Origin of the sequence: Wolbachia endosymbiont (group A) of Yponomeuta plumbellus, from assembly GCF_947251575.1 — a bacterium.
Taxonomy (GTDB): Bacteria; Pseudomonadota; Alphaproteobacteria; order Rickettsiales; family Anaplasmataceae; genus Wolbachia; species Wolbachia pipientis.
The window spans coordinates 60,534-86,491 of the sequence record NZ_OX366353.1 but is presented as its reverse complement, the minus strand read 5'-3'; the positions used below and the strand labels follow the sequence as shown (position 1 = coordinate 86,491).

Here is a 25,958-nt window from a genome sequence, read left to right as displayed (position 1 = left end):
TATTTATTTATTACTGCCTTTTTAATACTATAATTAACTCAGTTGATTTTTATCAAAATGCTAAACCATGGAACAATTCGAGAACTTTTACATCACCACGCCAGTATATTACGTAAACGATAAGCCGCATATTGGTCATGCATACACTTCTCTCTTGTGTGACGTGGTGGCAAGGTTCATGAAACTAGCTGGGAAAAATGTCAAATTTACCACCGGTACAGATGAACATGGACAAAAAATAGAAAAAGCAGCTAAAGCAAAGGAAATGCAGCCAAAAGAATTTACAGATGATGTGAGCGTTTCATTTAAAGAATTGGCTAAGTTCATGAATTTTGAGTATGACGATTTTATTCGCACTACGGAGGAACGTCACAAAAAAGCAGTTATAGCTTTATGGAATAGACTTGAAGAGAGAGGGCAAATATATTTGGATTCCTATTCGGGTTGGTATTCAGTTCGTGATGAAGCATTTTATCAGGAATCAGAGCTGATAGATGGCAAAGCACCAACAGGCGCAGAAGTTCAGTGGATAAAAGAAGAGAGCTACTTTTTTCGCTTGTCAAACTGGCAAGACAAATTACTGGAACTCTATAAAAATCAGCCAAGTTTTATCTTTCCTGAGAGCAGAAGAAATGAAGTGATATCGTTTGTAAGATCAGGGCTCATTGACCTCTCAATCTCTCGCACTAGTTTTAACTGGGGAATAAAAGTACCAGGTAATGACAAACACGTAATCTATGTCTGGATAGATGCATTAACCAATTATCTTACATCAATAGGTTTACCTAGTACTGAAGGTGAGGAATATAAGAGGTTTTGGGCAGAACCAGAAACACAGATTCCAGTGTCAAGCACTGGAATGACACCAAACCAAGGGAAAACGCAGATTCCAGTGTCAAGCGCTGCAAACCTAGCTGACAACTCTTTCAACGTTCATGTAATCGGTAAAGACATATTGCGCTTTCATGCTGTATATTGGCCAGCGATTCTCCTTGCAGCAGACCTACCACTGCCAAAACAAATTGCAGTTCATGGTTGGTGGTTGAACGAGGGAGAGAAAATATCCAAGTCCCTTGGTAATGTCATAGATCCAATTGGCCTCGCTCAAGAGTTTGGTGTTGATCAGCTACGCTATTTTCTCCTCAGGGAAGCAAGCTTCGGCCAAGATGGCAACTTTAGTAAGAAAAATATGATCAGCCGGATAAATTCAGAACTGGCAAACAACATAGGCAATTTAGTGCAAAGAACAATTTCATTTTTACACAAGCAATGTTCTGGAATTGTACCAACAATCGATCAAAGCCTACTTAAAGGTGAAGAAAGTCTTCCAGGTTGCAAAGCTATACTCGATCAAGTGATGAATCACCTATCAAAGTATGAATTTAACCATATCATACTTCTAATCATCAACATCTCTTCTGAAGCAAATGCCTACATAGACAAAAGTGCACCCTGGACACTAAGCAAAACTGACAGAGAGCGCATGAATTTAGTAATTTACAAGTTACTGGAATATATCAGGATAATAGGCATTTTATTGCAGCCAATCGTTCCCAAGTCAGCAGAGATGATACTAAATCAACTGCAAATTCCGAAAGAACAACGAGATTTAAAATCTTTGTGCGACGCGTGCGTAAGTTCAGGCATAACATTGCCTAAACCTACGCCGGTTTTTTTGAGGGTTGATGCTAAAGAGGAGAAATAGTGTAAAAACTATTTCTCCTGGATGGGATTATCTTTAGTTAACGACGGTGCACACCGCTGTCTACATATTCAAGTTAGGTGGCAAGTGCCTTAGTTACTTTAGCACAATATGGTTTAGTAACATCAGCACCTATCACTACTACTTCAGTCATTGCCGACTTAACCTTTCCTAGGCTCCATGCAAACCAGCCTTGACCATTTTCTTCTTTAGTTGGCTGACTTTCTGGGCTAGAAATCTCAGTACCTTTTTCATCACCAGATTCTGCATCATAAAATACATCCTGATCCTCAGAAAGACTCATTAAATAACTTTTAGCAGCATCAACATTTAAATGATCAGGTTGCTTAGGAACGTTATCAATATTCATCTGATTTTCCTGGCTAGGAGTCTCAGTTTTTAAATTTTCTTGTGTAGCCACATTCTTTTTTTCATCAGTTTGCTCTCTTAAAAATTGCCTTACCATCTTCTGTTTTTCTCTAAACAAAAAATCAAATAATATTGGAGAAAGCTCTAGCTTTGCCCCCTCTGGAATAACAATACCATTACCTTGAGATTCACTTGAAAGTTGACTAGCACCACTTGCTTGATCTGCCTTATTACCAAACATCAAGTTTTTAACACTATTCCAGTATGGTGAAAATTTTTCTGAGACCCATGAAAATTCTATTTTAGTTGATGGCATAGTATCATAAACATTTTTTAATTTATTTCCAACACTACTAATTGTCCCTTTTGCTGACTCAATTGATGTATCACAAGTGTTTTTCAAGCTGCTTCCAAAGCTATTAAGTGCACTTTTTACTGGTTCAAATGACGTACCATAAACATCTTTTAAGCCATCTTTAACAATACGAGTTACACGACCACTAATAAATGCTTCTTTTGTAGAAGTAAATGCTTTTTCAGATGCTGTTTTGATATCCTTTGCAAACTCAGCTGATGGCATAGTATCATAAATATTTTTTAATTTATTTCCAACACTATTAAATTTCCCTTTTGCTTGTGAAATAATGGCTTGCTCTTGAGTTTGTACTTCGAAATCTCTCTTAGTAAGCTGCTGGTTTATGCTATCAAATTCTACCGCATTACCTGGCTGAGAAGCATTAATCCTTCTGGTTGCAGCCAACTCATTTTTCATTCTAAAAATCTCCCGATCTTTCTCAGAAATAGTTTTATCTTTATCTTCTATCTCTTTTGCTTGATTAGCCAGTTGAGTATTTTTTTCGGATATTTCTTTTACTTTCTCAGAAATTATTTTACCTTTAGCTTCTACTTTACTTTTTTCATCAGAAAGCTGAGCTTCCTTCTCAGAAATAGTTTTGTTCTTACTAACTGCTGCATACGAAAGTGCAATAGCTACAGCAGAAAATACAGCACCACCAATAATAAATGGAAGGCCAACACTTAATGCTGCAACTGGAGCTAAGAAACCAATATAAGGAGCTGCAGCAAACACTCCAGATGCTAATAAAGTTAAAGCAGCCAGAGTTCCAGCTATATAATAGGGTACATTGTTTTTATTCATCATCTCACGTATTATAAAATATAATACCATATATAAAAGGATTTTTAAGAAATTGTCAAGCTATCTTTACATAAAAAAATAATCAATGAACTTGGGAACAAGAAGATTGCTGCCAAGCTATGAACTATGCCTTTCCGTGTAATCTTTGAATGCACCTCTGTTAGAGTCAAAATATAGCTTCACACTGCCAATTGGTCCATTTCTCTGCTTTGCAATAATGAGCTCTGCAATGTTTCTAATTTTTTCCATTTTCTCTTGCCATTCCCGATGTTTATTGTTTCCTTCATTTGGCTGTTTTCTTAGTTCATAATACTCTTCTCTATAGAGAAACATTACTATATCTGCGTCTTGCTCTATGCTCCCTGAATCACGTAAATCAGAAAGTTGTGGTTTTTTATCATCCCTCTGCTCAACAGAACGAGAGAGCTGAGATAGTGCAACAATGGGAATATTTAGCTCCTTTGCAATTGCTTTCAAACCCTGCGTCACTTCCGAGATTTCTTGCACTCTATTTTCATTACTCCTTTTTGTTGTTCCTCTGATTAGCTGCAAATAATCAATGAATACCACTTCTACATTATATAATTGATACAGCAAGCGTATTCTGGTGCGAAGGGCACTAATTGATAGCGCAGGGGTGTCATCTATGATGAAAGGCAGTTCAGATAATTCTGTACTAGTATTGATAAATTCATGCAATTCAAAATCACTAATTCTCCCGGTTAATGCCTTATAATAACTAATCCCTGAATCTATAGTGATCAGCCTTGCAGTTAATTGCTCTGCTGACATTTCAAGTGAGAAAAACGCTACATGGTGTTGTTTATCTGCTCTTTTTTGCAACATCTTACAAGCATTAAGTGCAATGTTTAGCGCCAATGCTGTTTTACCCATAGAAGGCCTTGCAGCTAAAATTAATAAATCAGATTTTTGTAGACCACCAAGAAGCTGATTTAGATCTTGAAGTCCGGTTGTAACGCCTAGCGCTTCTGGATTATTTTTCAGTGTGCTGATCTTCTCAACTACATCTTTAATTGAACTTGCAAGTTTTATATATGTTTTCTCACCTTGTTTTTTTACTGCCAAATTGAACAATTTTGTCATTGCTTGTTCAATTTGCGCCTGTGCAGGATTTTCAATATCGTAGTTGTAGCTATCACCAACTATTTCTTGCCCGAGCTTAATTAAACATCTCCTTAAGTAAGTATCACGGATTATTCTAGTCAAACTATAAATATCAAGTGCAATACTTGCCTTCGCTGCAAGCTTTGCTAAGTACTCTACCCCGCCACACTCGGTAAACGCTTGGTCGTTCTCAAAAAACATTTTGAGGCTCAGTTCATTGGCAACTATACCGTGTTTCCTGGTTTTAGATATTTGCGTAAAAATACTTTGATGCAGCGGATCATAGAAATTTTCTGCTGTAATTGTGTCTTCAACTGCATCACAGATTCTATTATCACGAATCATTGCACCAATAAGCATCTGTTCAGCTTCTAAATTATGCGGTAATTTACATATTTCCTTATCTACACTTCTTGAACTGAGGAGATTGGCTAATTCATTCATTTTAAGTTTTGAGAGTAACTGTTGATTATTGTAGAATATTTAGTCCTCATTTGAAAGATGTAAAGGCAAAAAAATTTGACTAATTCCGTGTTGCCTATAGCATTAAAACTTAATGCCCCTGTGGTGGAATGGTAGACACGGCAGACTCAAAATCTGTTGCTTGCAAAAGCATGCTGGTTCAAGTCCGGCCAGGGGCACGTTAAATATTGGAAAGTATATATATGTTACATAAATTTTTTAATCGTTTATTTTCTATTTTTTCTTCTATAAATGTTATTCAAAAGGTAAAGAAAGATGAAAATGGGATATGTTATGTAACGGGCCTCAGGCGCTATATATCAGTATTGCTTGATTTGATTATTATCGTTTTGTTCTTGCAGTTTTGCAGCCAAGCCTTAAATCAGCTCTTTATGAACTCAGAGGATAGCAAAATATTAAGTCAAATTGCTGCAAAATCCCCAATGCAAGCACCACTGTCTGCGGAAGAAAAGACAACGCAGAGTAGACTTATAAAATTACTAATCCTAAATCAAATAGTCCAGTTTATTATGCTCTTTTGCTATGTAATATATATGTGGGTAAAGTTTGCTACTACACCTGGAAAACTATTATTTGGGCTTAGAGTTGTGGATGCACAAACTTTCGAAAAGATGACCCTAAAACAAGCAACAAAGAGATTTTTTTCCTTTATATTGTCAGTTGCACCATTGTTCTTGGGCTTTTTATGGTCAAATTTCAACAAACGCTGTCAAACTTGGCACGATAAGATCGCAGCCACAGTGGTTGTCACGAGTAAAAGCCTTAGAAGGCAGAGCTAAAAACTACTTGACACCCTTCGCCAGCCCCTTTATCATGATACTGAAGGTATTCATTTATCTTCAATCTGTGCAGATTAAACGACAACAGTATTACGTATTGGCGTCTTATTTTTAATTTTTTGCACTATGTGCATGCACTGGGATGACACCTCTGGGCACTGCCGTCGTAAAGGAACCAGTGTCAGCTACTCGTATGACAAAGGAGGACAGTGTCTCAGCTACTTTCATGACACCATTTGCTGTCTTTAAAAATGAATGTTCTTACAATTGTGCGTCATGCGCTTTATTAAATATTTTACTTAAAAATCTAATTTCTTATTATACAAGAGATAAGCAATTCATTGATGATGAAAAATTACAAAAAGGGGCATAGAAAGCGCCTAAAGGAGAAAATTATTTTAGATAATGGACAATCATTACTTGATTATGAGGTTTTAGAGCACATTTTATATTCAGCATACAGTAGAATTGATGTAAAGCCGATAGCAAAGAGTTTGATAGAAAATTTTGGCAGTTTGAATAAAGTTTTTAATGCTGACCTGGAAGCGCTGCAAAACGTTGATGATGTCAGCAATGCAGCGATATCTGCCATCTTTTGTGTAAAACAAGCCTTTGTTCGTTCTGCAAGAGAAGAAATAAAAAACCTGCCTGTAATCGATAACTGGGAAAAATTGCTTGATTATTTAAGAATAAGTATAGGAAGCCTCAATAAGGAAAATTTTCGTGTCATCTATATGAATAAAAAGTATCGTCTAATAGCGGAAGACCTGCAAAATATTGGTACAGTAGATCAAACTCCTCTTTATGTCAGAGAGATCATCAAGCGCGCACTTTTGATTGGTTCAACATCCATTGTAATATCTCACAATCATCCAAGCGGAGATACACAACCTTCAAATAGCGATATATCTCTCACTAGACAACTAGCAGAAGCTTGCCAAAGTATAGGAATAGAATTAATAGACCACATTATTATTACATTCAGTAGCTATTTTAGTTTCAAGGAAATAGGTTGTTGTGAAAGCCTTTATAGCTACAGTAACTTAGATTTACCGACAATCGTCATTCCGCTACGTGTTAGCGGCTAAGAGATACCGTGACGGGATGACGTAGGGGTTGCCGAGAACTTGTCATTCCAGTGCTTGACACTGGAATCCAGTTTTCTTTACAAATTCACCAAAAGTGCTTCATTCTATAACGCAAAACCCATACTCACCAAACCCAATGCATTACTTGCAATTAAGTTTCCTGGATCCAAGTAGTCAGGGCACTGGGATGACACCGTCATAAAGGAACCAGTGTCAGCTACTTTCATGACACCCTTCTGGTAGGCCCAAATCGCAATGTTCGTACAGTTGTGGAATGAATCGCGGTATGACGGTTCGCGGTGGTATGACGTAGTAGCTATTTCTTGCAATCAAGTTTCGTTAAAAGTCAGATTGAATGGTTAAATCTTCCGCCCAAATAACCACGCACTCTACTTGCTTGTTTGGATATATTTCTTGTACTAAGGTTTTATAGATTAACATCTGTTTTTTTATTTCATTTAATAAGGAAACAGAAACGTTACGGTGTGACTTGTAGTCAATTATGATTGCTTTATCTTGCGTTATGCATAGCCTATCTAGTCGTACTAATACTGGTTCGCCATCGATTATTCCACTCAGTGTAATCTCTGATTTGCCTCCTAAGTCAAACAAATAGCCATATTTTTCATTAAAGGCCAATATTTTACTGTAAATTTCATCCTTATCTTCACTGGTGTTGATGTTATCAAGGTATTTTCTGACCCAATTTTTTCTCCTTTCTTTTTCTATCTTGGGCATATACTGCAATATGCTGTGAATTATTAGGCCTCTTGCATAACCATCTGTCATCCCAGTGCTCTTTTTTTTGTCATTCAAGTAGCTAGACACTGGCTTTTTTTCTCTAGGTTCCAGCGTTACGTGCTGGAATGACATTGATAGGTTTGGCGGAAGAGAAATGACCGGAACGTCAAAGTAATCACGTTTTTTATAAATGTAAGGGTAGTTTGCGTTCACACATAGCACTTCAACTTTTTCTTTAAATATTGGCTGTAAGCATGCTTGTTTCTTTTCATATGATGTTCCATACTGAGTGATTAAATCATACCAAGAGCCCTTTTGCACTGGCTCTTTGCTTAAGATGTATAACTCATCTTCAGCACGCGTGAGTGCTACGTATAATAAACGCAAATATTCATTATAATCCTCTAGTTTTTTCTCTCTTTTTACTTGATCACAATAAGCATTGTTGTTTTTTCCACACCAAAATGGCACTTCCATTCCATCAAAGATGATACTTTCATTGCTTCTTGGCACCGTATTTGTATCAACCAAAAATACTATGGGAGCTTGCAGACCTTTTGATTTGTGAATCGTCATTATTCGCACAGCATTGCGTTCTGATTGCATATCATTCTTAATCTCCGGATTATTCTCCTTGATCCATTGAACAAACGCTTGAAGAGATGGGTTTTCAAATTGCAACACAAGGTTCATAAATTCGTCTAGAACCTCAAAGCACTCAAGACCTAGCCTTGCAGCAAATTTCTTCTTACCTGTGCGCAATATATGTGTAAATAGTGCAAGAGGAGACTCTATGCGAGATAAGTTAATGAGATAGTTTAATTCACTATAGATAACCACAGAATAATCCTGAATTCTTTCCCATAGTGAATGCTCTTTACGGTCGTATGCAATGTTAAATAAATCATCCTCGGTGAAATTAAATAGCGGTGATTTTAAAGCATTTGCAAGAGCTAAATCATTTGCCTGGAGGAGTAAAAATTCGGCCAAAGCTATTAAGTCCTGCACGGCTATATAGTCCATAATTCTAAAATAATCCCGGCCTACAACTGGCACATTTGCTTTTTTAAGTTCGCTTATTATGTAATCAACTAACACGTTTCGTTGTCGCACCAAAATCATAATGTCTCTTGGCTCTATATGGCGATCTTTAGCGACTAAAATCCGCCCTTCGTTTAACCAATTGTGAATTCTGTTAGCTATTGTTTGAGCAAGTAATCGATCTGCTATTGTATAACCTTCCTTGCATGTCAGAGGAATTTGTAAAGCTCGCTGTTCTTTCTCTTTGCGCCTTGGTAACGCTGGCCAAATTTCAATATATCCTTGGTCATTTTCTCTATGTGGAACATGTTTTATTTCATTATCATTAAAAGATATTTCTGCGCGGAAGTTATTAAATATTCTATCTACAAGCATCAAAACTTCTGGAGTTGAGCGAAATGACTTTTCAAGTTGGCATGATATCCAATCTCTACCACCAGTTTTCGTATGAAAGTATTGTTGCATATAGTTGAATAGATGGGGATTTGCTCCTTGAAATCTGTATATTGATTGTTTTACGTCACCAACTACAAATAAGGTTCGCTTTTCATCATTACCGGCAAAAAATTCATCGCAGAGATTTGTTATAATTTTCCACTGGCTGATGCTATTGTCTTGTGCCTCATCAACAAGGACGTGATCTATTTTTTGATCCAAGTTAAACAATATCCAATCTTTATAGTTTGGATTGCTGAGAAGATTTGTTGCTAAGCCAATTATATCATTGTAGTCAAGCAGTGCATTTTTTGATTTTTCGCTACTGTATAGATCAACATATACTTTAAATATACCAAGTAAGCTACTGGTTCTCTTGAATATTTGATAAGAGTTCATGTCTCTTATATGGGTAAATACTACATTCTGAACGCTCTCTATTATTTGCTCTGCATCTTTGAATTTCTCCAAAATACTTTTTGTTGCAATGGATGATATGCTCTTTTTTTCGTGCGATTCTGATTTTAGAAATACCTTGGCTAGGTTTTCTATTTTGGTGTCATTCCACTTTATTCCGGTGTCATCCGAGTAGCTGACACTGGTTCTTTTTTTCTGGATCCCAGCTGGGATGACAGTAGAATAAAGTATTTCACTATAACTCTGATCTCTTTTACTGCCTTCACTTAATATCTCGGCTAGTCTTCCCACGTGCTCAATTGTTTCACTCTGTAAGTCATGAATTCCATCTGGGGCGCTCAATTTATCTTTGATATATTTCGAATCATTTGCTGACATCGATCTTTTTACACATAAAGTATAAAGCAAATCGCGTAGTTTATTTTCATCAATTTCAGTTGCAATAAGGTTGATATCATCCTGCACAGTTTCGTTATGAAGCACTTTATTGAATATGATGGAATGTAATTCTTTACATTCACTCAGCGTGCAATTTGGAGCAATGCCAGCTTCTATGGGAAAGCTGGAAATTAATTTGTAACAGAAAGCGTGTATGGTTTGTATAGTTAGACCAAGATTTTCCAGTTCAGAGAAAAGCCTTCTTGCTCTTGTTAAATAATCTTTATTTTTTCTGGATCCCAGTGTCACGCACTGGGATGACAAGTAGGGGTACATCGGAAAGAAATCTAGTTGTTCCAGATCCATTATTAATTCACTATCTGAACATATTGCCCACTTACTGAGTATGCTGTGAATGCGATTCTCCATCTCGTTTGCTGCAGCATTGGTGAATGTTAAGCAAAGAATATTTCTTTTGTTTTCTAATAAAAGTCTCAATACTCTGTCTATTAAGATTTTTGTTTTGCCTGTACCAGCGGACGCATTTACCCACACAGAGAAATTAGGATTTATGGCATTTGATCTCATCAGAAGTGCGAGAACCTTATAAAAGTTGACTAGAATAGCATTATACATATAATGTAAAAATAGTGTTAGTGAAGATATATAATGAAAAGTTTTTGTGTAAAGGCGCCTGCAAAAATCAATCTTTTTTTGCATGTTGTAGACAAAAAAGAAACAGGGTATCACTTGATTGAAGGTTTATTTGTCTTTGCTAATCTCTCTAATTTTTTGGAAATAAAAGTAGGTGAGAAGGATTCTAGATACGATAACTCTACAGTTGAATTTATAAACTCCGAGTCTAGAATAAATAACCAGTATAACACTGTAATGAAAGCGGTTAATCTGCTGCTTAGGCATGCTCCTGTACGCACTAAAGTCACTGTAAAGGTTGTAAAAAACATACCAATTGCTGCAGGACTTGGTAGCGGATCCTCAGATGCTGGAGCTGTGGTACGTACGCTAGGGAAGCTGTGGGAGATTGATAGGACGATTTTAAATGAAATAGCCTTAAACGTTGGTGCTGATGTTCCCGCAAGCGTAGATAGCAAGCCAGTTTTTGTTAGAGGTATTGGCGAAGAATTATGCCACATTAAAAAATTCTCTTTACCTACAAATGTGGTGCTTGTGAAACCGAAAAAAAGGTTTTTGAGTACACCAGAGGTATTTTCCAAACATGAAGGAAAATTTTCTGAGCCAATTAAATGGAGCGATGACGCTGAAAAGGATTTGTTGAAGCTTCTTAAAGAGACGAGAAACGATCTTCAAGAAATAGCAATAAGCTTTGTACCTGAAATTAAGGATGTGATATCAACACTTGAGTCACAAGAAGGCTCTATACTTTTTCGCATGTCAGGCAGTGGTGTATCATGTTTTGGAATATTCGATAGTGAGGAAAATGCAAAAGCTGCTGCAGTTAATATCGGAAAAAAGCAACCAGAATGGTGGGTATGTGACACTCAATTAATAGTTTGACTTATGCCCTTAATTTCCGAGAATAAAAATCTTATAAATGGTTACAGGGAAGGAAAATTTTTGGTGAATAATAGAGAATATTGCGGCTCAATTATAATTTTTCCTGAAAAGGTGATTAAATTGAAAGAAAGTGATATAAATAGCAAGGAACATTTTAAATCTTTTTTAACAGAGGAAATAGAAATTTTGATAATAGGTACTGGTAAAACACGCAATATACTAAGTTCTTCAGTGAAGTCCTATCTTATGGAACAAAAAGGTTTAAATTTTGAATTTATGACAACAGGTTCTGCATGCAGAACCCATAACGTTTTAACATCCGAAGATAGATTTGTTGTCAGTTATCTAATAGCCATATAGCATGCTTACCCAGGACTTTTTCATCAATAGTCTAGTTGCAGTAGTTGTAATTAGCCTAGTAACAGGCGCTTTAGGATCGTTTATGATATGGCAAAGGTTATCTTATCTTGGTGATAGTTTGTCCCATTCTTCGTTGCTTGGTGTTGCACTTGCTTTAATCTTTAAGATTAGCCCATCGCTTAGCATAATGCTCATTGCAATTACATTTGCTATACTACTTTCTCTGAATTTTAACAGATTATATTCTGCTGATACGATATTGAACATTGTTACCAATGTAGTTTTATCATCGAGTTTAATACTTATGTCTTTTCTTCCATCTGGCAATAATAGTATTATTAGCTCACTGTTTGGTGATATATTAACGCTCGATCAAAGTGATATAGTATTGATTTTTTTAACCTCTGCAGTAGTTACTTTGATATTAATATTTAGATGGCGTTATTGGTTAATGATTTCAATTAATCAAGATTTAGCAGTAGTTGAAAAAATTAATGTTACCTTTGTTAGACTAGAATTTTTAATCACTCTTGCTATATTTATAGCAATTGCTGCCCAACTAATAGGAATATTACTCATTGCTGCATTTTTGCTAATACCAGCAGCATCTGCAAGGCTCATTTCGAAAACTCCAATGCAGATGATTATTGTTGCAACAGTTTTTTCTGTGATCTCTGGGATATCAGGTCTCATGTTATCTGCAAGTTTTGATTTGTTAACTGGACCTGCAATTATACTTGTTGCAGCGGTATATTTAATTATCGCTTATTTTATAAGGCTAGTATTAAGCAGGTTGGCTTAATTTTGATCTCGAATGTTAATAATTTTGTAATATACTCATTATAAAACATCACTATCTTAGCACAAAATAGTTTTTGCTATACTATTATTTATATGCTAATGATAAGTTGTTAATTTTATGGAGTAAGCAATATGAGCGAAGAAGGATTTTTTTCCAAATATATATCTCAACCTGTGAAAAAATTTTATAATTATATTACAGGAAAAACAGAAGAGTCAGATGATGTAGCAGGTGATGTGCATAATATTGCACAAGGAGACTCAGAGTCTTTGGATACTCATGTACAGTCAAATGAGAATGATATCATATAGATAGCATGAGGGTCACACCATCCAAAGTTAAAAAATTCCTAGAGAAACCTGATGCTTTACGTGGTGTGTTAATTCATGGAAGTGATAACAGTAGGGTTGATTTTTATGTACAAGAAATAATTGCTAATTTGGGTGAGTATTCAGTTCAGGTGATGGATTTTGCAATAGTGAATAAGTCACCCAGTTTACTGTTTTCTGAATTGGCAAACGTTTCGATGTTTACCAGCAAAAAATTAATTAAGCTGATAAATGTGAGTGGAGGTATATCCAAAGAGTTAAAAAACGTATTGGATTATAACGCAAGTGGTCACTATGTAATGATGGTAGCAAGTGATCTTCCATATAATTCTGCGACTAAAAGTTATATGGAGAGTTCAAAAATTTTTGGTGTGATTGCTTGCTATAAGGACAGCAACAGCAATCTTTATGACATTATATCAAGTTACTTAAAACAAAATGATATAAAATGCACAAATGAGATAATCTACCATTTGCAATCTTACTTTAATCATAGCAAGCTGCCTATATGTTCAGAACTTGAGAAGTTAGTTTTATACTTAGGGGAGAGAAAAGACCTAAAACTTACTGATATAGAATTATGCTTTTCAACTTCCGGCAACGACTATGCTACACTTGATGATTTATGTTCTGCCATAGCAAGTAAAGATATGTTGCGCTTCATTAGAATTTCTGATGCATTGGTATCGCAAGAAAATTTTTCACCGATAGCGCTAATTCGCATTATATCAAATTATTTCCTACGCCTTGAAAACGTTTTGCTGTCAGTGCAAGGTGGAATGAGTGAGCAGGCTGCGATTGATCAGCTAAGCCCTCCATTGTTTTTTAAACAATTGCAGAGTTTTAAATCTCATTTGAAAAGTTTGCAACTTTCAGAACTTAAGAAGATCTTGGAAAAATTGATAAGCTTAGAAGTTACCTGTAAAAAAACTGATTTAGATCATAAAATGATTTTTCAACATGCACTGACGGGTAGCTGACTACTCGGATCCAGCCTTTCTTATAATTTCATCAAAATGTTGTATTTTAACATAAAATAGCTGCTTTTATGCCTACCAAAATTCATTCTTTAGTGTGTGTCTCACAAGTATTCTTTGCTAATAGGATATTTTCGAATATAATTGAATATAACTAGATAAAAATACAGATATGTTTGACATTTCAAAAATTGTAATAACACCTGAAATGTTAAAATTAGTTGCTGAAATTGATGAATTTAAAGGAGCATGGCAATTGTTTGGTAATTTAGCTCCAGAACGTTTACAAATGCTCAAGAAAATTGCAACAATTGAAAGTATTGGTTCTTCTACTCGTATTGAAGGGGCAAGATTATCAGACCGTGAAGTTGAGCAATTACTATCCAAACTTGATACACGCTCATTTCGTTCTCTAGATGAACGAGAAATAGCCGGATATGCGTATGTGTGTGAAGAAGTATTTCAAAACTTTAACAAGATGCCATTTACAGAAAACACTATAAAACAGTTTCACATCTGGCTTTTACAATTTTCATATAAAGATCAAAGGCACATGGGAGAATATAAAAAATTCCCCAATCATGTTGAAGCGTTTGATGAATCTGGAAAAAGCTTGGGCATAGTTTTTGAAACAGCCTCTCCATTTGAGACAGCAACACAAATGCAAGAACTTATTTATTGGACTAGCCAGCAATTAGAGGTGAAATCGTTACACCCTCTATTAATTATTGGCATTTTTATAGTTACTTTTTTAGCTATTCATCCCTTCCAGGATGGAAATGGCAGATTATCACGCATTCTCACAACTTTCTTGTTACTAAAGTTAGGGTATATCTATGTACCTTACAGTTCCCTTGAAAGTAATAAGGAGAGTTACTACTTAGCTTTGCGTCGTACTCAACAATCCTTGAAGACGAGCAGCAATGATTTTAATCCATGGCTTATATTCTTTTTAAGGTCACTACAAAAGCAAAAATTTTATCTTGAACAAAAGGTGTCACATGAAAAAGTGTTAAATCTCTATTTACCACCACTTTCTGCTGAAATACTAGCACTACTCAGCAAACATGGACGTCTTACAATTAAGGATTTGGAAAATATTACTAAAGCAAACTGCAATACCTTAAAGAAGCACGTATCTAATCTCGTAAAGAGTAATCACATTACTCAGCATGGAAAAGGCAGAGCAACCTGGTATGTAATATAGAGCTCAATAGGATATGTATTCATTTTGAATTGTTAAATTATTCAGCTATAGAATATAGATCACAGCTGTACAAACATTGTAGTTTGAGCCCACTAGATCCCAGTGCCCTATTCTTGTCATCCCAGTGCCTTCTTCTGTCATCCCAGTGCCCAGACACTGGGATCCAGAAAAGTTTGCTTGTAAGCAAGCAAACTAGCATAGAAAGTGGTTACAACGTTTTCGATGAGATTGCAGAAAGGCTAGATTCCAGACTGGAATGACATCGTTCACTATGTACCATATTGCAATAGTTGTGGTCAAGGCACTGGGATCTGAAATTGCAGTGTTCGTACAGCTATAGAATATAGATCAGAAGTGACAGAGCTTAAAAAAAGGCCTAACATTCTTAATAAACGTAAAAAGCTTTATGAAAATCAGAGTTGGAGTAATAGGCTGCTTAGGCAGAATGGGCAAAAAAATACTCAATGAATTAATTACAAATACCAAAGTGGAAATAGCAGGTGCTGTTGCCCGTTCAGGTAGTAAGTACATAGATTCAGATATTGGACCAATTATAGCCAATCTAGGAATTAAAGTTACAAGTTCTATTAGTGGTATATTTGAGTCATCTGACGTTGTAATAGATTTTACAACTAAAGAATGTATGTTAGACTGCCTTAAAGCAGCTGTAAAATTTAAAACACCGCTGGTTAGTGGCACAACTGGAATAGAAGGTGTCGATTTGAAAGAATATGCTGCTGAAGTTCCAATATTATGGTCAGCAAATATGAGTGTTGGGGTTAATGTGTTGCTGAAATTGGTAAAAAAAGCTGCTGAGCTTTTAGGTAATGAATATGACGTTGAGATTTGGGAAATGCATCATAACTTAAAAAAGGATTCACCATCTGGAACAGCTATAGAACTTGGCAAAACAATTGCTAACGCTTCAAAAGTGGATTTTCAGTCCAATCAATGTTTACATAGTGGTTCAAACATAAGGAAAAAGGGGGGAATAGGTTTTGCAGTATCTCGTGGAGGTGGAGTAATAGGAGATCACAGCGTGATGTTTGTTAATTCTGATGAACGGATAGAACTAAACCACAAAGCAATTGATCGCACAACATTTGCTAGAGGAGCTGTTCAAGCAGCAGTATGGCTATACGAAAATAAAAGAGAAATTCCGGGGCTCTATTCAATGCAGGATGTGATATGAGCAATACACGTGCCTCTGTTAAAGATTTAAATCTCTGGTACGGCTCTAAGCAAGTTTTATTCGATATAAATTTGAATATTTATAAAAGAAAAGTTACTACTTTTATCGGACCATCCGGGTGCGGTAAATCAACATTTTTGCGTTGTTTTAATCGTATGAATGACTATGTACCAGGTTGCAAAACTGTTGGTGAATTAGATATCGATGGGCTGGGTGATATATATTCACGCGATATGGATGTTGTACTACTTAGAGCAAAAGTTGGTATGGTATTTCAAAAGCCAAATCCTTTTCCAAAATCAATATATGATAATGTTGCTTGTGGGCCAAAATTGCATGGTATGGCGAAGGATAAGCAAAAATTGAATGAGATGGTGGAAAATAGTTTAACCAAGGTTGGTTTATGGGAAGAATTGAAGGACAGATTGCAAGATAGCGCACTCAATTTATCCGGTGGCCAACAACAGAGGCTATGCATCGCTCGCGCAATTGCAGTGAAGCCAACTATTTTATTAATGGATGAACCGTGCTCTGCTCTTGATCCAATGGCAACCAATGCAATCGAAAATCTTATACAAGAGCTGAAATTAAGATTTACTATAATTATGGTGACTCATTCAATGAAGCAAGCTAAAAAGTTATCTGATAGTGTAATTTTCTTTCATAATGGCAGAATTGTTGAGTCTGGAAGCACTCAAGAAATATTCGAAAATGCTCAATCTCCCTTAACAAAGGAGTATATCCTGGATCATTAAATTTCTGACCTTACCCAGAAAAAGTAGAGAGAAAGTTAAGACGTTTTTGGAGTAAAATAAAACGTTTTTTCAAAATATGACAAATAGAAGAGAATATACAGCAGAATTCAAATTGGAAGCTGTTAAGCTGACAAATGAACAAAGAAAGGCAGGTCAAACAATTACAAAAATAGCAAGAGATTTAGGAATAAAGGGTGGTTTATTAGGAAAATGGATAAAGAAACACAACGAAAAAAAGTCGGCAGCAGATGCATTTCCAGGTAGAGGTAACATGGCTCCTTACGACAAAGAGAGGTTTGATTTACAAAGCAAAAGTAACAAGAGAAAGAGACATTTTAAAAAAAGCCCTGGCCAGTCAAAAAGAGTAAAATATTTTTTTATATAGTAACTGCTATAAAGTACAGGAATTATGTAGGATTTTCTGCTAGTGGCTACTATAAGTGGACTACAAGGAAAATAAGCAGTAGAGAATCAGCAAATAAAGAGTTATTAGCAGATATTCAAAAAATATATCAAGCTTCTAAATGTAGATATGGAGCTCCTAAAATTCATGCTGAATTAAAGGCTTTGGGTAAAAGTTGCAACTTAAAAACAGTGCAAAGTATTATGCAGAAAAATGGTATTCAGGCTATATTGAGAAGAAAATTTAAAATTAAGAAACAACAAACGGACAGTAGCTCCCAATATATTAGACCAAAACTTTATTGTCGATCAACCAAATAAAGTATGGGATTACTTATATAAAAACCAAAGAAGGATGGCTATATTTGGCAACAATAATCGATCTATATTCACGCATGGTAGTTAATGAGCAGTTCAATAAATAAACAATTGGTTATGGACTCTTTATTAATGGACGTTAACAAGCGTAAACCTGTTAAAAATCTACTGCTGCACAGTGACCAAGGTTCACAATATACTGCGCAAGGGTATCAATATCTCTTAGCTGTAAAGAATATAGATGAGTAATAAAGGCTGTTGTTACGACAATTCTGTTGCAGAAAGCTTCTTTAGTTCTCTAAAAAGGGAGTTACCAATAGACACCTCTCGGCACTCTAAACAGCATATCAAAACTGCTATATTTGAATATATAGAAATTTTTTGGGAGTGTTAAATAAACCATACGCGTCAAGTTAAGGAAAAGTGTAAGTAAAGTTGATAGAGTGAAGGAAAATAATAAGGTATAAATTCTCTTGGATATATGAATGAGAGAACTTACAATGGACAGAATAGCTTGCTTATCAAAAGACCTCAATGAATTCTTTAATGAAAAAGCAGACGAAATATCAATTGCAGTAGGTTTTATAAAAAGAAAGAGAAAACTTAATGGCTCATCATTCATAAAAGCTATGGTTTTTGGTAACATAGGAGTTGATGATTGCAGCATAGAAACAATGTGCCAATTGCTAAATGAAGACTCGATAGAAATTACAAAACAGGGTTTAGATTTTAGGTTTAGTGAAGAAGCAGTTGAGTTCATGAAAAAAATGTATAACGAAGCTTTGTGTTTATTTAAAAAAAAGTCTACAGATTGATTGCAAAATTTTACAGCAATTTGGAAGCGTTAAATTATTGGATAGCAGCTACATTAGCCTGCCCAGTAGCATGGAAGATATGTACAAAGGATATGGCAGTAGCTATAGAGATTGTGAGAATAATACCAAATCAGGAATAAAGCTACAGTTAGTCTTTGATTACCTGAATCAAGCGCTAGATAAGTTAAATTTTATGGAAGGAATAAGGTCGGATCAAGGTTATAGGGATTATCTGAACGGTTTATCAGCTGTAAAAGACAAGATTTGATCTGACAGACAAGAATTAACTGACAGAAGAATTGAGGTAGTCAAAACTAATATCAGGCTCTTGTGTAATGCTACTAATATTTTTCTGAAAAGCAATATATTTGCTATCAAGAAAAGTTTGCATAGGCGTTTTGCCATAGCAATATTTACCCGAGTGAGGTCTTGTCTCATTATAAGAACGCAACCAATGATCAACATCAATCTGTAGATCTTCCAAAGAACTGTAGATTTTCTTTCTAAAGATGATATTGTAACACTCATCTTGCATGGTTCTATGAAACCTTTTACATATGCCATTAGTCTGTGGAGAGTTGGCTTTAGTTCTAGAATGATCGATGTTTTCTATGCCCAAATAAAGCTGATAAGCGTGATTTTCGGGCTTGCCACAGTACTCCGTACCCCTATCAGTTAAAATGCGTAATAATGGAATTTTCTGCTCATCAAAAAATGGAATAACTCTATCGTTGAGAAGATCTGCAGCTGTAATAGCTGTTCTGTCCGTGTAAAGTTTAACCATTGCAACTCTGGAATAAGTATCAACAAAAGTTTGCTGATAAATGCGCCCTATACCTTTGATATTGCCCACATAATAGGTATCTTGAGAACCCAAATAACCTGGATGTTGCGTCTCAATTTCACCATGAGCTTCCCTTTGTTCTTTCACTTTTTCTAAAGCTGCAAGTTGTTCTTCAGTTAAAATGATTCCGTCTTGAGCTACTTTTGTCTCTAGTGCTTTAAGTCTCTTTTTGAGAGTTTCAAGGTCATTTCTTAGCCATACAGACCTTACTCCTCCCTGAGAAATTATTATACCTCTTTTTCTCAGTTCATTTGCAGCTCTTTCTTGCCCATATGCTGGAAATTCTGTTGCTATACCAATCACTGCTCTTTCTATATCGTCGGAAACTCTGTTTGCTAATAGCGGTTTTTTTCTTACTTATTTCATGTAATGCTTCCTCTCCTCCATTTTCATATAACTCCTTAAAGCGATAAAATGTATCTCTTGAGTATCCCATCACTTTGCATGCTTGAGACACATTTCCTAGTTGTTTTGCTAGTTCTAATAATCCTAGCTTTGGTTTTAATATTTTTGTCTGTATTGTACTCATATCTAACACTCCTTTATTTTTATTATTTTTAACTTACTTTTTTAAAGTGTCAGGTCAAGTCTTATTTAATACACTTTTCTTGATAGCAAATATATTGCTTTTCAGAAAAATATTAGTAGCATTACACAAGAGCCTGATATTAGTTTTGACTACCTCAATTCTTCTGTCAGTTAATTCTTGTCTGTCAGATCAAATCTTGTCTTTTACACCTTCCACTAGCTTTACTACGCTCGTCACCTTACGCAGCATAATGGTTCGTTCCAGGTTGCTGGCTAGGCTTTGCCTGGGTTGGATTTTCACCAACTGAACTTTACGCACTTCTTGGCGCACTCATGATGTTTTCCCCCTATTAAGATTTATTGATTTAGTTGTAGTAGTTGAAATAGCAAACCGGTTAAGTTGCCTAGTTTGGTTCTTTTTTTCAATCAAAGGTATTCTACTGTTTTAAATTCCCTGTAAAGATTTAGCTTATCTTTTACATCTAAACAGCATTAACACGATTTGGCTTTTTGTAGATGAGTAATTCTCTAGGGATTATCCTATTGAATTCTATGATATTATTTTTTGTAACATTATTATACACGTCATGGCATTAAGGGTATTTATGACTCAAAACTTGTTTTTGACCTGCAGGCTCAATGACAAAATTCAGTAAAAAACTCAGGGTATCTTTTGGCGGATTACATAACATTATAGCGGCTGCATGTCTTTTAAAATTTTTCTACATTCAGCCAAATCGCGCTTAAACTAAGCGTCAGCACATTATTATAGCGCCAATTTAAAGTATTAGAGAGTCAAAACTCGCACTACGGGGTTTCTTTTGCCTTTTTTTTCATTTGGTAAATTTCTTAAATATTTATAGTTAAACGACAATCGTCATACCGCTACGTGTTAGCGGCTAAGAGATACCGCGGCGGTATGACGGTTAAGTATCCCGCTACTTGTTAGCAGGATCTATGCTAAGAGATACCGTGACGGTATGACGTAGAAGCTATACTTTTATAAATTTGTTAAGTGGAATTTTTATATTGAGTAATTGTATTTATAATACATTATTTTGTATAATTGATTTTTTAAATTATTATATTAACTCTAATATTTTTGATTTAATGAAAGATGATATTATTTATCACTCTCACTTAGGCGTATACGGTTTAATTTTAAAACCTAAAAGTATAGTTTTGGTGAAAAAAAGTCGAGGTCCTTATAAAGGGTTGTTTGATTTACCAGGTAGAAATTGCTGAAACGCTTGAAGAGGCACTTGTAAGAGAAATTAGAGAAGAAACAGGTTGTTCAGTGAAACAATACGACCAAATCCAAACAGTTACTAGCCTATATCATTATAATGAAGACAATGTAAATAAATGTCTAAAACATATAGCAGTTTTATACAAAATTGAAATCATAGGAGAAATAAAGCGAGAATCTGATGGAAAAGATTCTGATGGTTGTATATGGCAAAGTATAGATACTATAAACTATAAAAAAATTTCTCCGATAGTTCATATAGCAAGTAAATTCATAAAATGAAGACTATTATTTTTATTACAGGTGTATCTACGGTTGGAAAATCAAGTTTGGCTCATATATTAGGTTCAAAGCTTTTTATGCCTAGAAACTTTGCAATTCCACTAACTATAGCTAACCCAAGAAAGGTTTCCCTACGTCATACCGCCGCGGTATCTCTAGATCCCGCTAACACGTAGCGGAATGACGAATTTGTTGTTTTTCAAATTGTAGGTAAACCTAAGCCACTTTAGCTATACTTGTAGAGAAAAAAGAATAGATGATGATCCTAAATATTTAATAAATTTGACTACCGAGGAATTTCAAAAATCTCAATTTTTTATTAATTGTGAGATGTGGTACATTCTATCTTCATACAGCTTCCTCTTCATACCTCAACTAATGAAATTAGAAGCATCAACTCCCTTCTGCAAGCAAGCAGCAATAACAGTGTTCATCATTAGAAATGCAATGGTCATTGGGCCAACGCCCCCGGGTACTGGGGTAATAGCTTTGACTTTTTCTTTTATTCCCCCGAAGTCAACATCACCTACGAGCTTACTTTGTTCTCCTACGTTAACGCTATTTATGCCAACATCGATCACTATTGCACCTTTCTTTATCCAGTCTGCTTGAACAAAATTTGGCTTTCCGACTGCTGCAACTACTATATCCGCTTTAGAGCAATATTCAGCTAAATCTTTGCTTTGTGAATGCAAGATGGTGACAGTGCAGTTTTCTTGCAATAGCAGGTAAAACATTGGCTTGCCCACGATATTTGACCTACCAATTACCACTGCGTTTTTACCGGAAAGGTTCTCTTCAATTGACTTAATTAAATGCAAAGAACCTTTAGGAGTGCAAGGTATAAGGCAGTTTTTTTCACCTTTAACTAATTTGCCAACGTTTTCATCATGAAAGCCATCTACATCTTTTTCAACACTTACTGTGTTAATTACTCTGCTTGCACTAATATGATTTGGTAAAGGCAATTGCACTAAAATGCCATGCACAGATGGATCTTCATTTAATTCATTGATTTTTTCAATTAATTCATCTTCTGAAATATTATCAGGCAAAACAATGGTCTCAGAACTTATGCCTATTGATTCTGCTTTTTTCTGTTTGTTGCGAACATAAACCTGACTTGCTGGATTGCTGCCCACGAGAATTACTTTCAGGCAAGGAAAAATGTTATACTCTCTCTTTAAAATATCAATTTTTTGTGATAGCCTCTCACATAGGTCGTTTGCTATTTTTTTACCATCAATAATAATTGTCACTTCCTTGCCACTCCTTAAAGTCGGGTAATTTGATATCAAATAAATCCAATACTTTGCCAACAGAATGATTAATAATATCATCCAACGATTTTGGTTTAATATAAAAAGCTGGTACTGGTGGAGCAATAATTGCTCCCATCTCCGTTAATTTTAACATATTTTGTAAATGCCCAAGATGCAGTGGTGACTCTCGCACCATAAGAACTAACTTTCTTCTTTCTTTTAGCGTTACATCTGCAGCCCTTGTCAATAGATTGGAAGTAACACCTGATGCGATTTCAGACATTGTCTTCATAGAGCATGGTGCTACAATCATCCCTGAGGTTTTAAATGAGCCGCTTGCTATTTTTTCTCCAATCTTTTCTTCAGAATAGTAAAAATCTGCAAGTGATGTAATATCTTCAAGTTTTTCTTTAATCTCGTGAGCTAAAGTTATTTTCCCAGCACGACTTATCACTAAATGAGTTTCATAATCGACGTCTTTCAACGCTTCTAAAATACGCACACCGTAAATAGAACCAGATGCTCCACTTATTCCAATTACAATTCTGCTATTCACTTAACTCTTCTTCGTAGCTCATTCCCAATGCACGTTTATAGGTATCAAGCAATATTTCTTGTTCCTCTCTGTCATCATCATCCATCTTCCTCAGCCTAATAATTTGTTTCATCACTTTTATATCCCAACCTTCATCTGCGGCTTTTGCATATACATCACGAATGTGATCTTGCACATCCCTCTTTTCTTGTTCAAGTTTTTCGATTCTCTCTATGTAACCCTTCAACTCTTCAGCCGTTATTTTTACTGTATCTTCCATGAAACTCCACTAATTAATTGCTGCCACTAATATTACCAGTTTTTACTTGCACTTCAACAACAGTAATAATATTTTTATCTTTTTTTAAAATCTTAAAGCGAAAACCATACATGGAAAACTCCTCGCCTTCGTCAGGAATGCGCTCTATTTCATTCACAATCATACCTGCTAGAGTTGTAGCTTCTTCATCAGGGAGATTCCAGTATAACTGCCTGTTAATGTCCCTAATAGTAGATTTTCCTTCTATGTGATACATATTATCAGATATTTTCTTTATAAAATTCTCCGTAATCAAATCATGTTCATCCGAAATTTCTCCAACTATTTCTTCCAGTATATCCTCAAGAGTTACAATTCCCTGCAGTGCTCCATACTCATCAATAACAAATGCAAGGTGTTTCCTGTTCTTACGGAAGTTGTGAAGTTGCACGCTGAGCGGTGTACTTTCTGGTATGAACCAAGGCCTTGACATAACTTGGGTAATGTCAACTCCTTCCGCTTTATTATTCTTTTCACGCAAAGCATTTATTAGAGCTTTCACGTGAATTACACCTACAATGTTATCTGGTTCCTTCTGCCATAAAGGTACTCTACTGTGACTGCTGGTTAAAATCTCTCTTATTAACTCTTCTTTATTCCGATCTATATCAAGAGAAAATAGGTTTCTTCTATGGGTCATAATTTGTGATATCTCTGTCTCAGCCAAATCAAGTATGCTGCTTAGCATATCTAAATCCTGTTGCAACATAGTTCCTTCACTGCGGTGAAGAGTAATCATATTACGCATTGCATCCGCTGCAGATATCACTTCCTTATCTTTATGCAGCCCACATAATTTTAGGATGAGGTTAACAATAAATTGAATACCTAGTGTCAATGGAGAAAAAATCTTTACAAAAAACAATACAAAATAAGCAGAAAATGATGCAAATTTTTCAGGATTTTGAATAGCATAAGTTTTTGGTAGAACTTCGCAGAACAATAAAATACAAAATGTCATTATAATTGTTGATAGGATAATGCCCTCATTTCCAAAAAGATTGATAAATATTGCTGTAAATAAAGCAGAGCAAGTAATATTAATAATTGTATTGCCGAGCAATACCGTTCCTATTGTCAATTCTTTCCTATTTAATAAGCGATCTATTACCCTGGCTTTTTTGTTACCGTCTAGCTTTAGCTTATTAACTCGAGAACGGCTAATTGAGGTTAAGCCTATTTCTGCTCCTGAGAACAAAAACGATAAAACTAACAAAACAAAAATTGCTGATGATACTAAGACCAATAACCAATCCATTAAAGTACGATGTTATTGTGATAAAAAATAAAATTAATTTTACATGTTATGAGAGGCATTTGCAAGCCTGAATTTATATTGCCGAATTTTATATACCTTTAATCTTAAAAAACAAATCATAAAGCATATTACACGCTGCGTTCACATGCTCATCCTCAATGATAAGTGGTGGGGTTACCCTTACTACTTTGTTGTTTAAAACCCTAGTTATTATTAAACCTTTATCAAGAGATCGACTAATAATTTTATCAGCTACAAGAGTTGCTAGTTCTATTCCCATTAGTAACCCTTCTCCACGAACTTCTAAAATCATCTCAGGAAATTCTTTAGCTAAAAGCAACAGCTTTTCTTTTAAATATTTACTAATTCTTTTAACATGATCAAAAAAGCCTTCTTTTAGCATTATATCGAGCACTGCATTACCAACAGTCATGGCAAGTGGATTGCCACCATAGGTTGATCCATGAGTTCCTGGAGTAATTGCTTCTGCTATATAATCTTTCACTAAACATGCAGCTACAGGAAAACCGTTACCCATAGCCTTCGCACAGGTTAGCATATCAGGTTCAATGCCGACATTTTGATAATGAAATAAAGAACCGATGCGTCCATATCCGCACTGCACTTCATCAAAGCACAAAATTATTCCTTGAGCTTTTGTTATTTCCCTTACTTTTTGAAGATATTCTACGTCTAGTGGATATACTCCACCTTCACTTTGTATGGGCTCTAAAAACACAGCAGCTGTCTCATCGCTGATTTTTTTCTCCAAAGCTTTAATGTCATTTCTTGGCACTTTATCAAAACCAGAAAGAAGCGGAGCAAAACCTTCGCGTGATTTTTCACTGCCTCCAGCAGAAATTGCAGCAATACTGCGGCCATGAAACCCTCCTTCAATTGTAATAATACGATTACGTTTTGCTTGCCCTTTCAAGTAAAAATAACGACGAATAAACTTAATTGCAGCTTCTGTTGCTTCAAGCCCACTTGAGCAGAAAAAAACTTTATCTGCAAAAGTAAGAGTTGTTAAACGCTCGGCAAGCCTTTCTTGCTCGGGAATAGTAAAAATGTTAGAGCAGTGCCATAGTGAGCTCAATTGCTCTTTCAGCTTATCTGTAATGTATGGATGACAATGCCCTAAAGAAGTTGTAGAAATACCTGCAGCAAAATCTAAATATTTTTTACCACCTCTATCAAAAAGATATACCCCTTCTCCCCTAACTATAGGAGTGTCAAGTCTATTATACGCATTAACAACATGATCCATTTTA

At 35.4% G+C, this 25,958-nt stretch carries 23 protein-coding genes, 1 tRNA gene and 3 pseudogenes; 17 read left to right on the top strand and 10 right to left on the bottom strand.

Going from position 1 to position 25,958, the window contains the following annotated elements; all coding sequences use genetic code 11:
• Positions 1-67: 67 nt before the first annotated feature.
• Entirely contained in the window at positions 68-1,705 is a 1,638-nt protein-coding gene (metG, locus tag OPR39_RS00480; protein ID WP_015589097.1) for a methionine--tRNA ligase, read from the top strand.
• A gap of 73 nt (positions 1,706-1,778) precedes the next feature.
• Here the strand turns inward: metG and OPR39_RS00475 are convergent, their stop codons facing one another.
• Positions 1,779-3,233, bottom strand: a complete 1,455-nt coding sequence (locus OPR39_RS00475; RefSeq protein WP_264378106.1) for a hypothetical protein — start codon at positions 3,231-3,233, stop codon at positions 1,779-1,781.
• Between the two features lie 114 nt (positions 3,234-3,347).
• Entirely contained in the window at positions 3,348-4,799 is a 1,452-nt protein-coding gene (locus tag OPR39_RS00470; RefSeq protein WP_141456959.1) for a replicative DNA helicase, read from the bottom strand.
• A gap of 114 nt (positions 4,800-4,913) precedes the next feature.
• On the opposite strand from OPR39_RS00470, the gene OPR39_RS00465 reads away from it, so the two are divergent.
• The 4 genes from OPR39_RS00465 to radC all read left to right on the top strand — a co-directional run bounded on the left by OPR39_RS00465 (position 4,914) and on the right by radC (position 6,705).
• Positions 4,914-4,996, top strand: a tRNA-Leu gene (locus OPR39_RS00465).
• A 24-nt stretch (positions 4,997-5,020) separates the two neighbouring features.
• Positions 5,021-5,617, top strand: a complete 597-nt coding sequence (locus tag OPR39_RS00460; RefSeq protein ID WP_174516777.1) for an RDD family protein — start codon at positions 5,021-5,023, stop codon at positions 5,615-5,617.
• Between the two features lie 142 nt (positions 5,618-5,759).
• Positions 5,760-5,990 (top strand): hypothetical protein, encoded by a 231-nt coding sequence (locus tag OPR39_RS00455; RefSeq protein ID WP_041573522.1) that lies wholly within the window; start codon positions 5,760-5,762, stop codon positions 5,988-5,990.
• A complete protein-coding gene (gene radC, locus OPR39_RS00450) occupies positions 5,965-6,705 on the top strand; it encodes a RadC family protein (protein WP_265038779.1) in 741 nt (246 codons plus the stop codon). The genes OPR39_RS00455 and radC overlap by 26 nt, the downstream gene beginning before the upstream one ends.
• A gap of 104 nt (positions 6,706-6,809) precedes the next feature.
• On the opposite strand, the gene OPR39_RS00445 is transcribed toward radC, so the two are convergent.
• Positions 6,810-6,932: a hypothetical protein gene (locus OPR39_RS00445; protein ID WP_255324787.1), complete on the bottom strand. Its 123-nt coding sequence runs from the start codon at positions 6,930-6,932 to the stop codon at positions 6,810-6,812.
• A gap of 112 nt (positions 6,933-7,044) precedes the next feature.
• Complete coding sequence (locus OPR39_RS00440) at positions 7,045-10,305, bottom strand: UvrD-helicase domain-containing protein (RefSeq protein WP_265038778.1); 3,261 nt, start codon at positions 10,303-10,305, stop codon at positions 7,045-7,047.
• A gap of 81 nt (positions 10,306-10,386) precedes the next feature.
• Between OPR39_RS00440 and OPR39_RS00435 the strand changes: the two genes are divergently transcribed.
• The 11 genes and pseudogenes from OPR39_RS00435 to OPR39_RS00375 form a co-directional block, all read left to right on the top strand.
• A complete protein-coding gene (locus OPR39_RS00435; RefSeq protein WP_174516779.1) occupies positions 10,387-11,253 on the top strand; it encodes a 4-(cytidine 5'-diphospho)-2-C-methyl-D-erythritol kinase in 867 nt (288 codons plus the stop codon).
• Positions 11,254-11,256: 3 nt separating this feature from the next.
• Positions 11,257-11,613 (top strand): Mth938-like domain-containing protein, encoded by a 357-nt coding sequence (locus OPR39_RS00430; RefSeq protein ID WP_265038776.1) that lies wholly within the window; start codon positions 11,257-11,259, stop codon positions 11,611-11,613.
• A gap of 1 nt (position 11,614) precedes the next feature.
• Positions 11,615-12,415, top strand: a complete 801-nt coding sequence (locus tag OPR39_RS00425; RefSeq protein ID WP_010962536.1) for a metal ABC transporter permease — start codon at positions 11,615-11,617, stop codon at positions 12,413-12,415.
• Between the two features lie 131 nt (positions 12,416-12,546).
• Positions 12,547-12,726, top strand: coding sequence for a hypothetical protein (locus OPR39_RS00420; protein ID WP_010082539.1), 180 nt, complete (start codon positions 12,547-12,549; stop codon positions 12,724-12,726).
• A gap of 5 nt (positions 12,727-12,731) precedes the next feature.
• Complete coding sequence (gene holA, locus OPR39_RS00415; protein WP_015589088.1) at positions 12,732-13,724, top strand: DNA polymerase III subunit delta; 993 nt, start codon at positions 12,732-12,734, stop codon at positions 13,722-13,724.
• Positions 13,725-13,893: 169 nt separating this feature from the next.
• Positions 13,894-14,928 (top strand): Fic family protein, encoded by a 1,035-nt coding sequence (locus tag OPR39_RS00410; RefSeq protein WP_174516781.1) that lies wholly within the window; start codon positions 13,894-13,896, stop codon positions 14,926-14,928.
• Between the two features lie 83 nt (positions 14,929-15,011).
• Entirely contained in the window at positions 15,012-15,188 is a 177-nt protein-coding gene (locus tag OPR39_RS00405; RefSeq protein WP_153801318.1) for a hypothetical protein, read from the top strand.
• A gap of 146 nt (positions 15,189-15,334) precedes the next feature.
• Positions 15,335-16,120, top strand: coding sequence for a 4-hydroxy-tetrahydrodipicolinate reductase (gene dapB, locus OPR39_RS00400; RefSeq protein ID WP_265038773.1), 786 nt, complete (start codon positions 15,335-15,337; stop codon positions 16,118-16,120).
• Positions 16,117-16,875 carry a phosphate ABC transporter ATP-binding protein PstB gene (gene pstB, locus OPR39_RS00395; protein WP_006280935.1) on the top strand — a complete coding sequence of 253 codons (759 nt, stop codon included), beginning with the start codon at positions 16,117-16,119 and terminating at the stop codon, positions 16,873-16,875. Before dapB ends, pstB begins: the two co-directional genes overlap by 4 nt.
• A gap of 76 nt (positions 16,876-16,951) precedes the next feature.
• Positions 16,952-17,980, top strand: a pseudogene (locus OPR39_RS07355) (IS3 family transposase); the annotation flags it as partial.
• A 115-nt stretch (positions 17,981-18,095) separates the two neighbouring features.
• Positions 18,096-18,657 (top strand): annotated as a pseudogene (locus OPR39_RS00375) (IS4-like element ISWosp9 family transposase); the annotation flags it as partial.
• Positions 18,658-18,693: 36 nt separating this feature from the next.
• On the opposite strand, the pseudogene OPR39_RS00370 reads toward OPR39_RS00375, so the two are convergent.
• Positions 18,694-19,783: pseudogene (locus tag OPR39_RS00370) on the bottom strand (IS481-like element ISWpi2 family transposase).
• Between the two features lie 1,218 nt (positions 19,784-21,001).
• Between OPR39_RS00370 and OPR39_RS00365 the strand changes: the two are divergent.
• Positions 21,002-21,313: an NUDIX domain-containing protein gene (locus OPR39_RS00365; RefSeq protein ID WP_265038769.1), complete on the top strand. Its 312-nt coding sequence runs from the start codon at positions 21,002-21,004 to the stop codon at positions 21,311-21,313.
• A 371-nt stretch (positions 21,314-21,684) separates the two neighbouring features.
• Here the strand turns inward: OPR39_RS00365 and folD are convergent, their stop codons facing one another.
• The 5 genes from folD to OPR39_RS00340 form a co-directional block, all read right to left on the bottom strand.
• Complete coding sequence (folD, locus tag OPR39_RS00360) at positions 21,685-22,572, bottom strand: bifunctional methylenetetrahydrofolate dehydrogenase/methenyltetrahydrofolate cyclohydrolase FolD (protein ID WP_141456891.1); 888 nt, start codon at positions 22,570-22,572, stop codon at positions 21,685-21,687.
• Positions 22,556-23,131, bottom strand: coding sequence for a UbiX family flavin prenyltransferase (locus tag OPR39_RS00355; protein WP_006280027.1), 576 nt, complete (start codon positions 23,129-23,131; stop codon positions 22,556-22,558). Before OPR39_RS00355 ends, folD begins: the two co-directional genes overlap by 17 nt.
• The gene (locus tag OPR39_RS00350; protein WP_010082293.1) at positions 23,124-23,390 is read right to left on the bottom strand and encodes a DUF2312 domain-containing protein; all 267 of its coding nucleotides are present in this window, start codon (positions 23,388-23,390) and stop codon (positions 23,124-23,126) included. Before OPR39_RS00350 ends, OPR39_RS00355 begins: the two co-directional genes overlap by 8 nt.
• Positions 23,391-23,403: 13 nt before the next feature.
• Positions 23,404-24,687: an HlyC/CorC family transporter gene (locus OPR39_RS00345; protein WP_265038768.1), complete on the bottom strand. Its 1,284-nt coding sequence runs from the start codon at positions 24,685-24,687 to the stop codon at positions 23,404-23,406.
• 88 nt (positions 24,688-24,775) lie between these two features.
• Complete coding sequence (locus OPR39_RS00340) at positions 24,776-25,954, bottom strand: aspartate aminotransferase family protein (protein WP_015589068.1); 1,179 nt, start codon at positions 25,952-25,954, stop codon at positions 24,776-24,778.
• Between the last annotated feature and the right edge of the window lie 4 nt (positions 25,955-25,958).

Excerpts from the sequence above, each read along its gene's own strand:
- OPR39_RS00425 (WP_010962536.1), top strand. The coding sequence starts at position 11,615 with ATGCTTACCCAGGACTTTTTCATCAATAGTCTAGTTGCAGTAGTTGTA.
- metG (WP_015589097.1), top strand. The coding sequence starts at position 68 with ATGGAACAATTCGAGAACTTTTACATCACCACGCCAGTATATTACGTA.
- OPR39_RS00340 (WP_015589068.1), bottom strand. The coding sequence starts at position 25,954 with ATGGATCATGTTGTTAATGCGTATAATAGACTTGACACTCCTATAGTT.
- pstB (WP_006280935.1), top strand. The coding sequence starts at position 16,117 with ATGAGCAATACACGTGCCTCTGTTAAAGATTTAAATCTCTGGTACGGC.
- OPR39_RS00420 (WP_010082539.1), top strand. The coding sequence starts at position 12,547 with ATGAGCGAAGAAGGATTTTTTTCCAAATATATATCTCAACCTGTGAAA.
- OPR39_RS00435 (WP_174516779.1), top strand. The coding sequence starts at position 10,387 with ATGAAAAGTTTTTGTGTAAAGGCGCCTGCAAAAATCAATCTTTTTTTG.
- OPR39_RS00470 (WP_141456959.1), bottom strand. The coding sequence starts at position 4,799 with ATGAATGAATTAGCCAATCTCCTCAGTTCAAGAAGTGTAGATAAGGAA.
- OPR39_RS00460 (WP_174516777.1), top strand. The coding sequence starts at position 5,021 with ATGTTACATAAATTTTTTAATCGTTTATTTTCTATTTTTTCTTCTATA.
- OPR39_RS00445 (WP_255324787.1), bottom strand. The coding sequence starts at position 6,932 with ATGAAAGTAGCTGACACTGGTTCCTTTATGACGGTGTCATCCCAGTGC.
- OPR39_RS00455 (WP_041573522.1), top strand. The coding sequence starts at position 5,760 with ATGACACCTCTGGGCACTGCCGTCGTAAAGGAACCAGTGTCAGCTACT.
- OPR39_RS00440 (WP_265038778.1), bottom strand. The coding sequence starts at position 10,305 with ATGAGATCAAATGCCATAAATCCTAATTTCTCTGTGTGGGTAAATGCG.
- OPR39_RS00475 (WP_264378106.1), bottom strand. The coding sequence starts at position 3,233 with ATGATGAATAAAAACAATGTACCCTATTATATAGCTGGAACTCTGGCT.
- OPR39_RS00345 (WP_265038768.1), bottom strand. The coding sequence starts at position 24,687 with ATGGATTGGTTATTGGTCTTAGTATCATCAGCAATTTTTGTTTTGTTA.
- holA (WP_015589088.1), top strand. The coding sequence starts at position 12,732 with ATGAGGGTCACACCATCCAAAGTTAAAAAATTCCTAGAGAAACCTGAT.
- radC (WP_265038779.1), top strand. The coding sequence starts at position 5,965 with ATGAAAAATTACAAAAAGGGGCATAGAAAGCGCCTAAAGGAGAAAATT.
- OPR39_RS00350 (WP_010082293.1), bottom strand. The coding sequence starts at position 23,390 with ATGGAAGATACAGTAAAAATAACGGCTGAAGAGTTGAAGGGTTACATA.
- OPR39_RS00410 (WP_174516781.1), top strand. The coding sequence starts at position 13,894 with ATGTTTGACATTTCAAAAATTGTAATAACACCTGAAATGTTAAAATTA.
- OPR39_RS00430 (WP_265038776.1), top strand. The coding sequence starts at position 11,257 with ATGCCCTTAATTTCCGAGAATAAAAATCTTATAAATGGTTACAGGGAA.
- dapB (WP_265038773.1), top strand. The coding sequence starts at position 15,335 with ATGAAAATCAGAGTTGGAGTAATAGGCTGCTTAGGCAGAATGGGCAAA.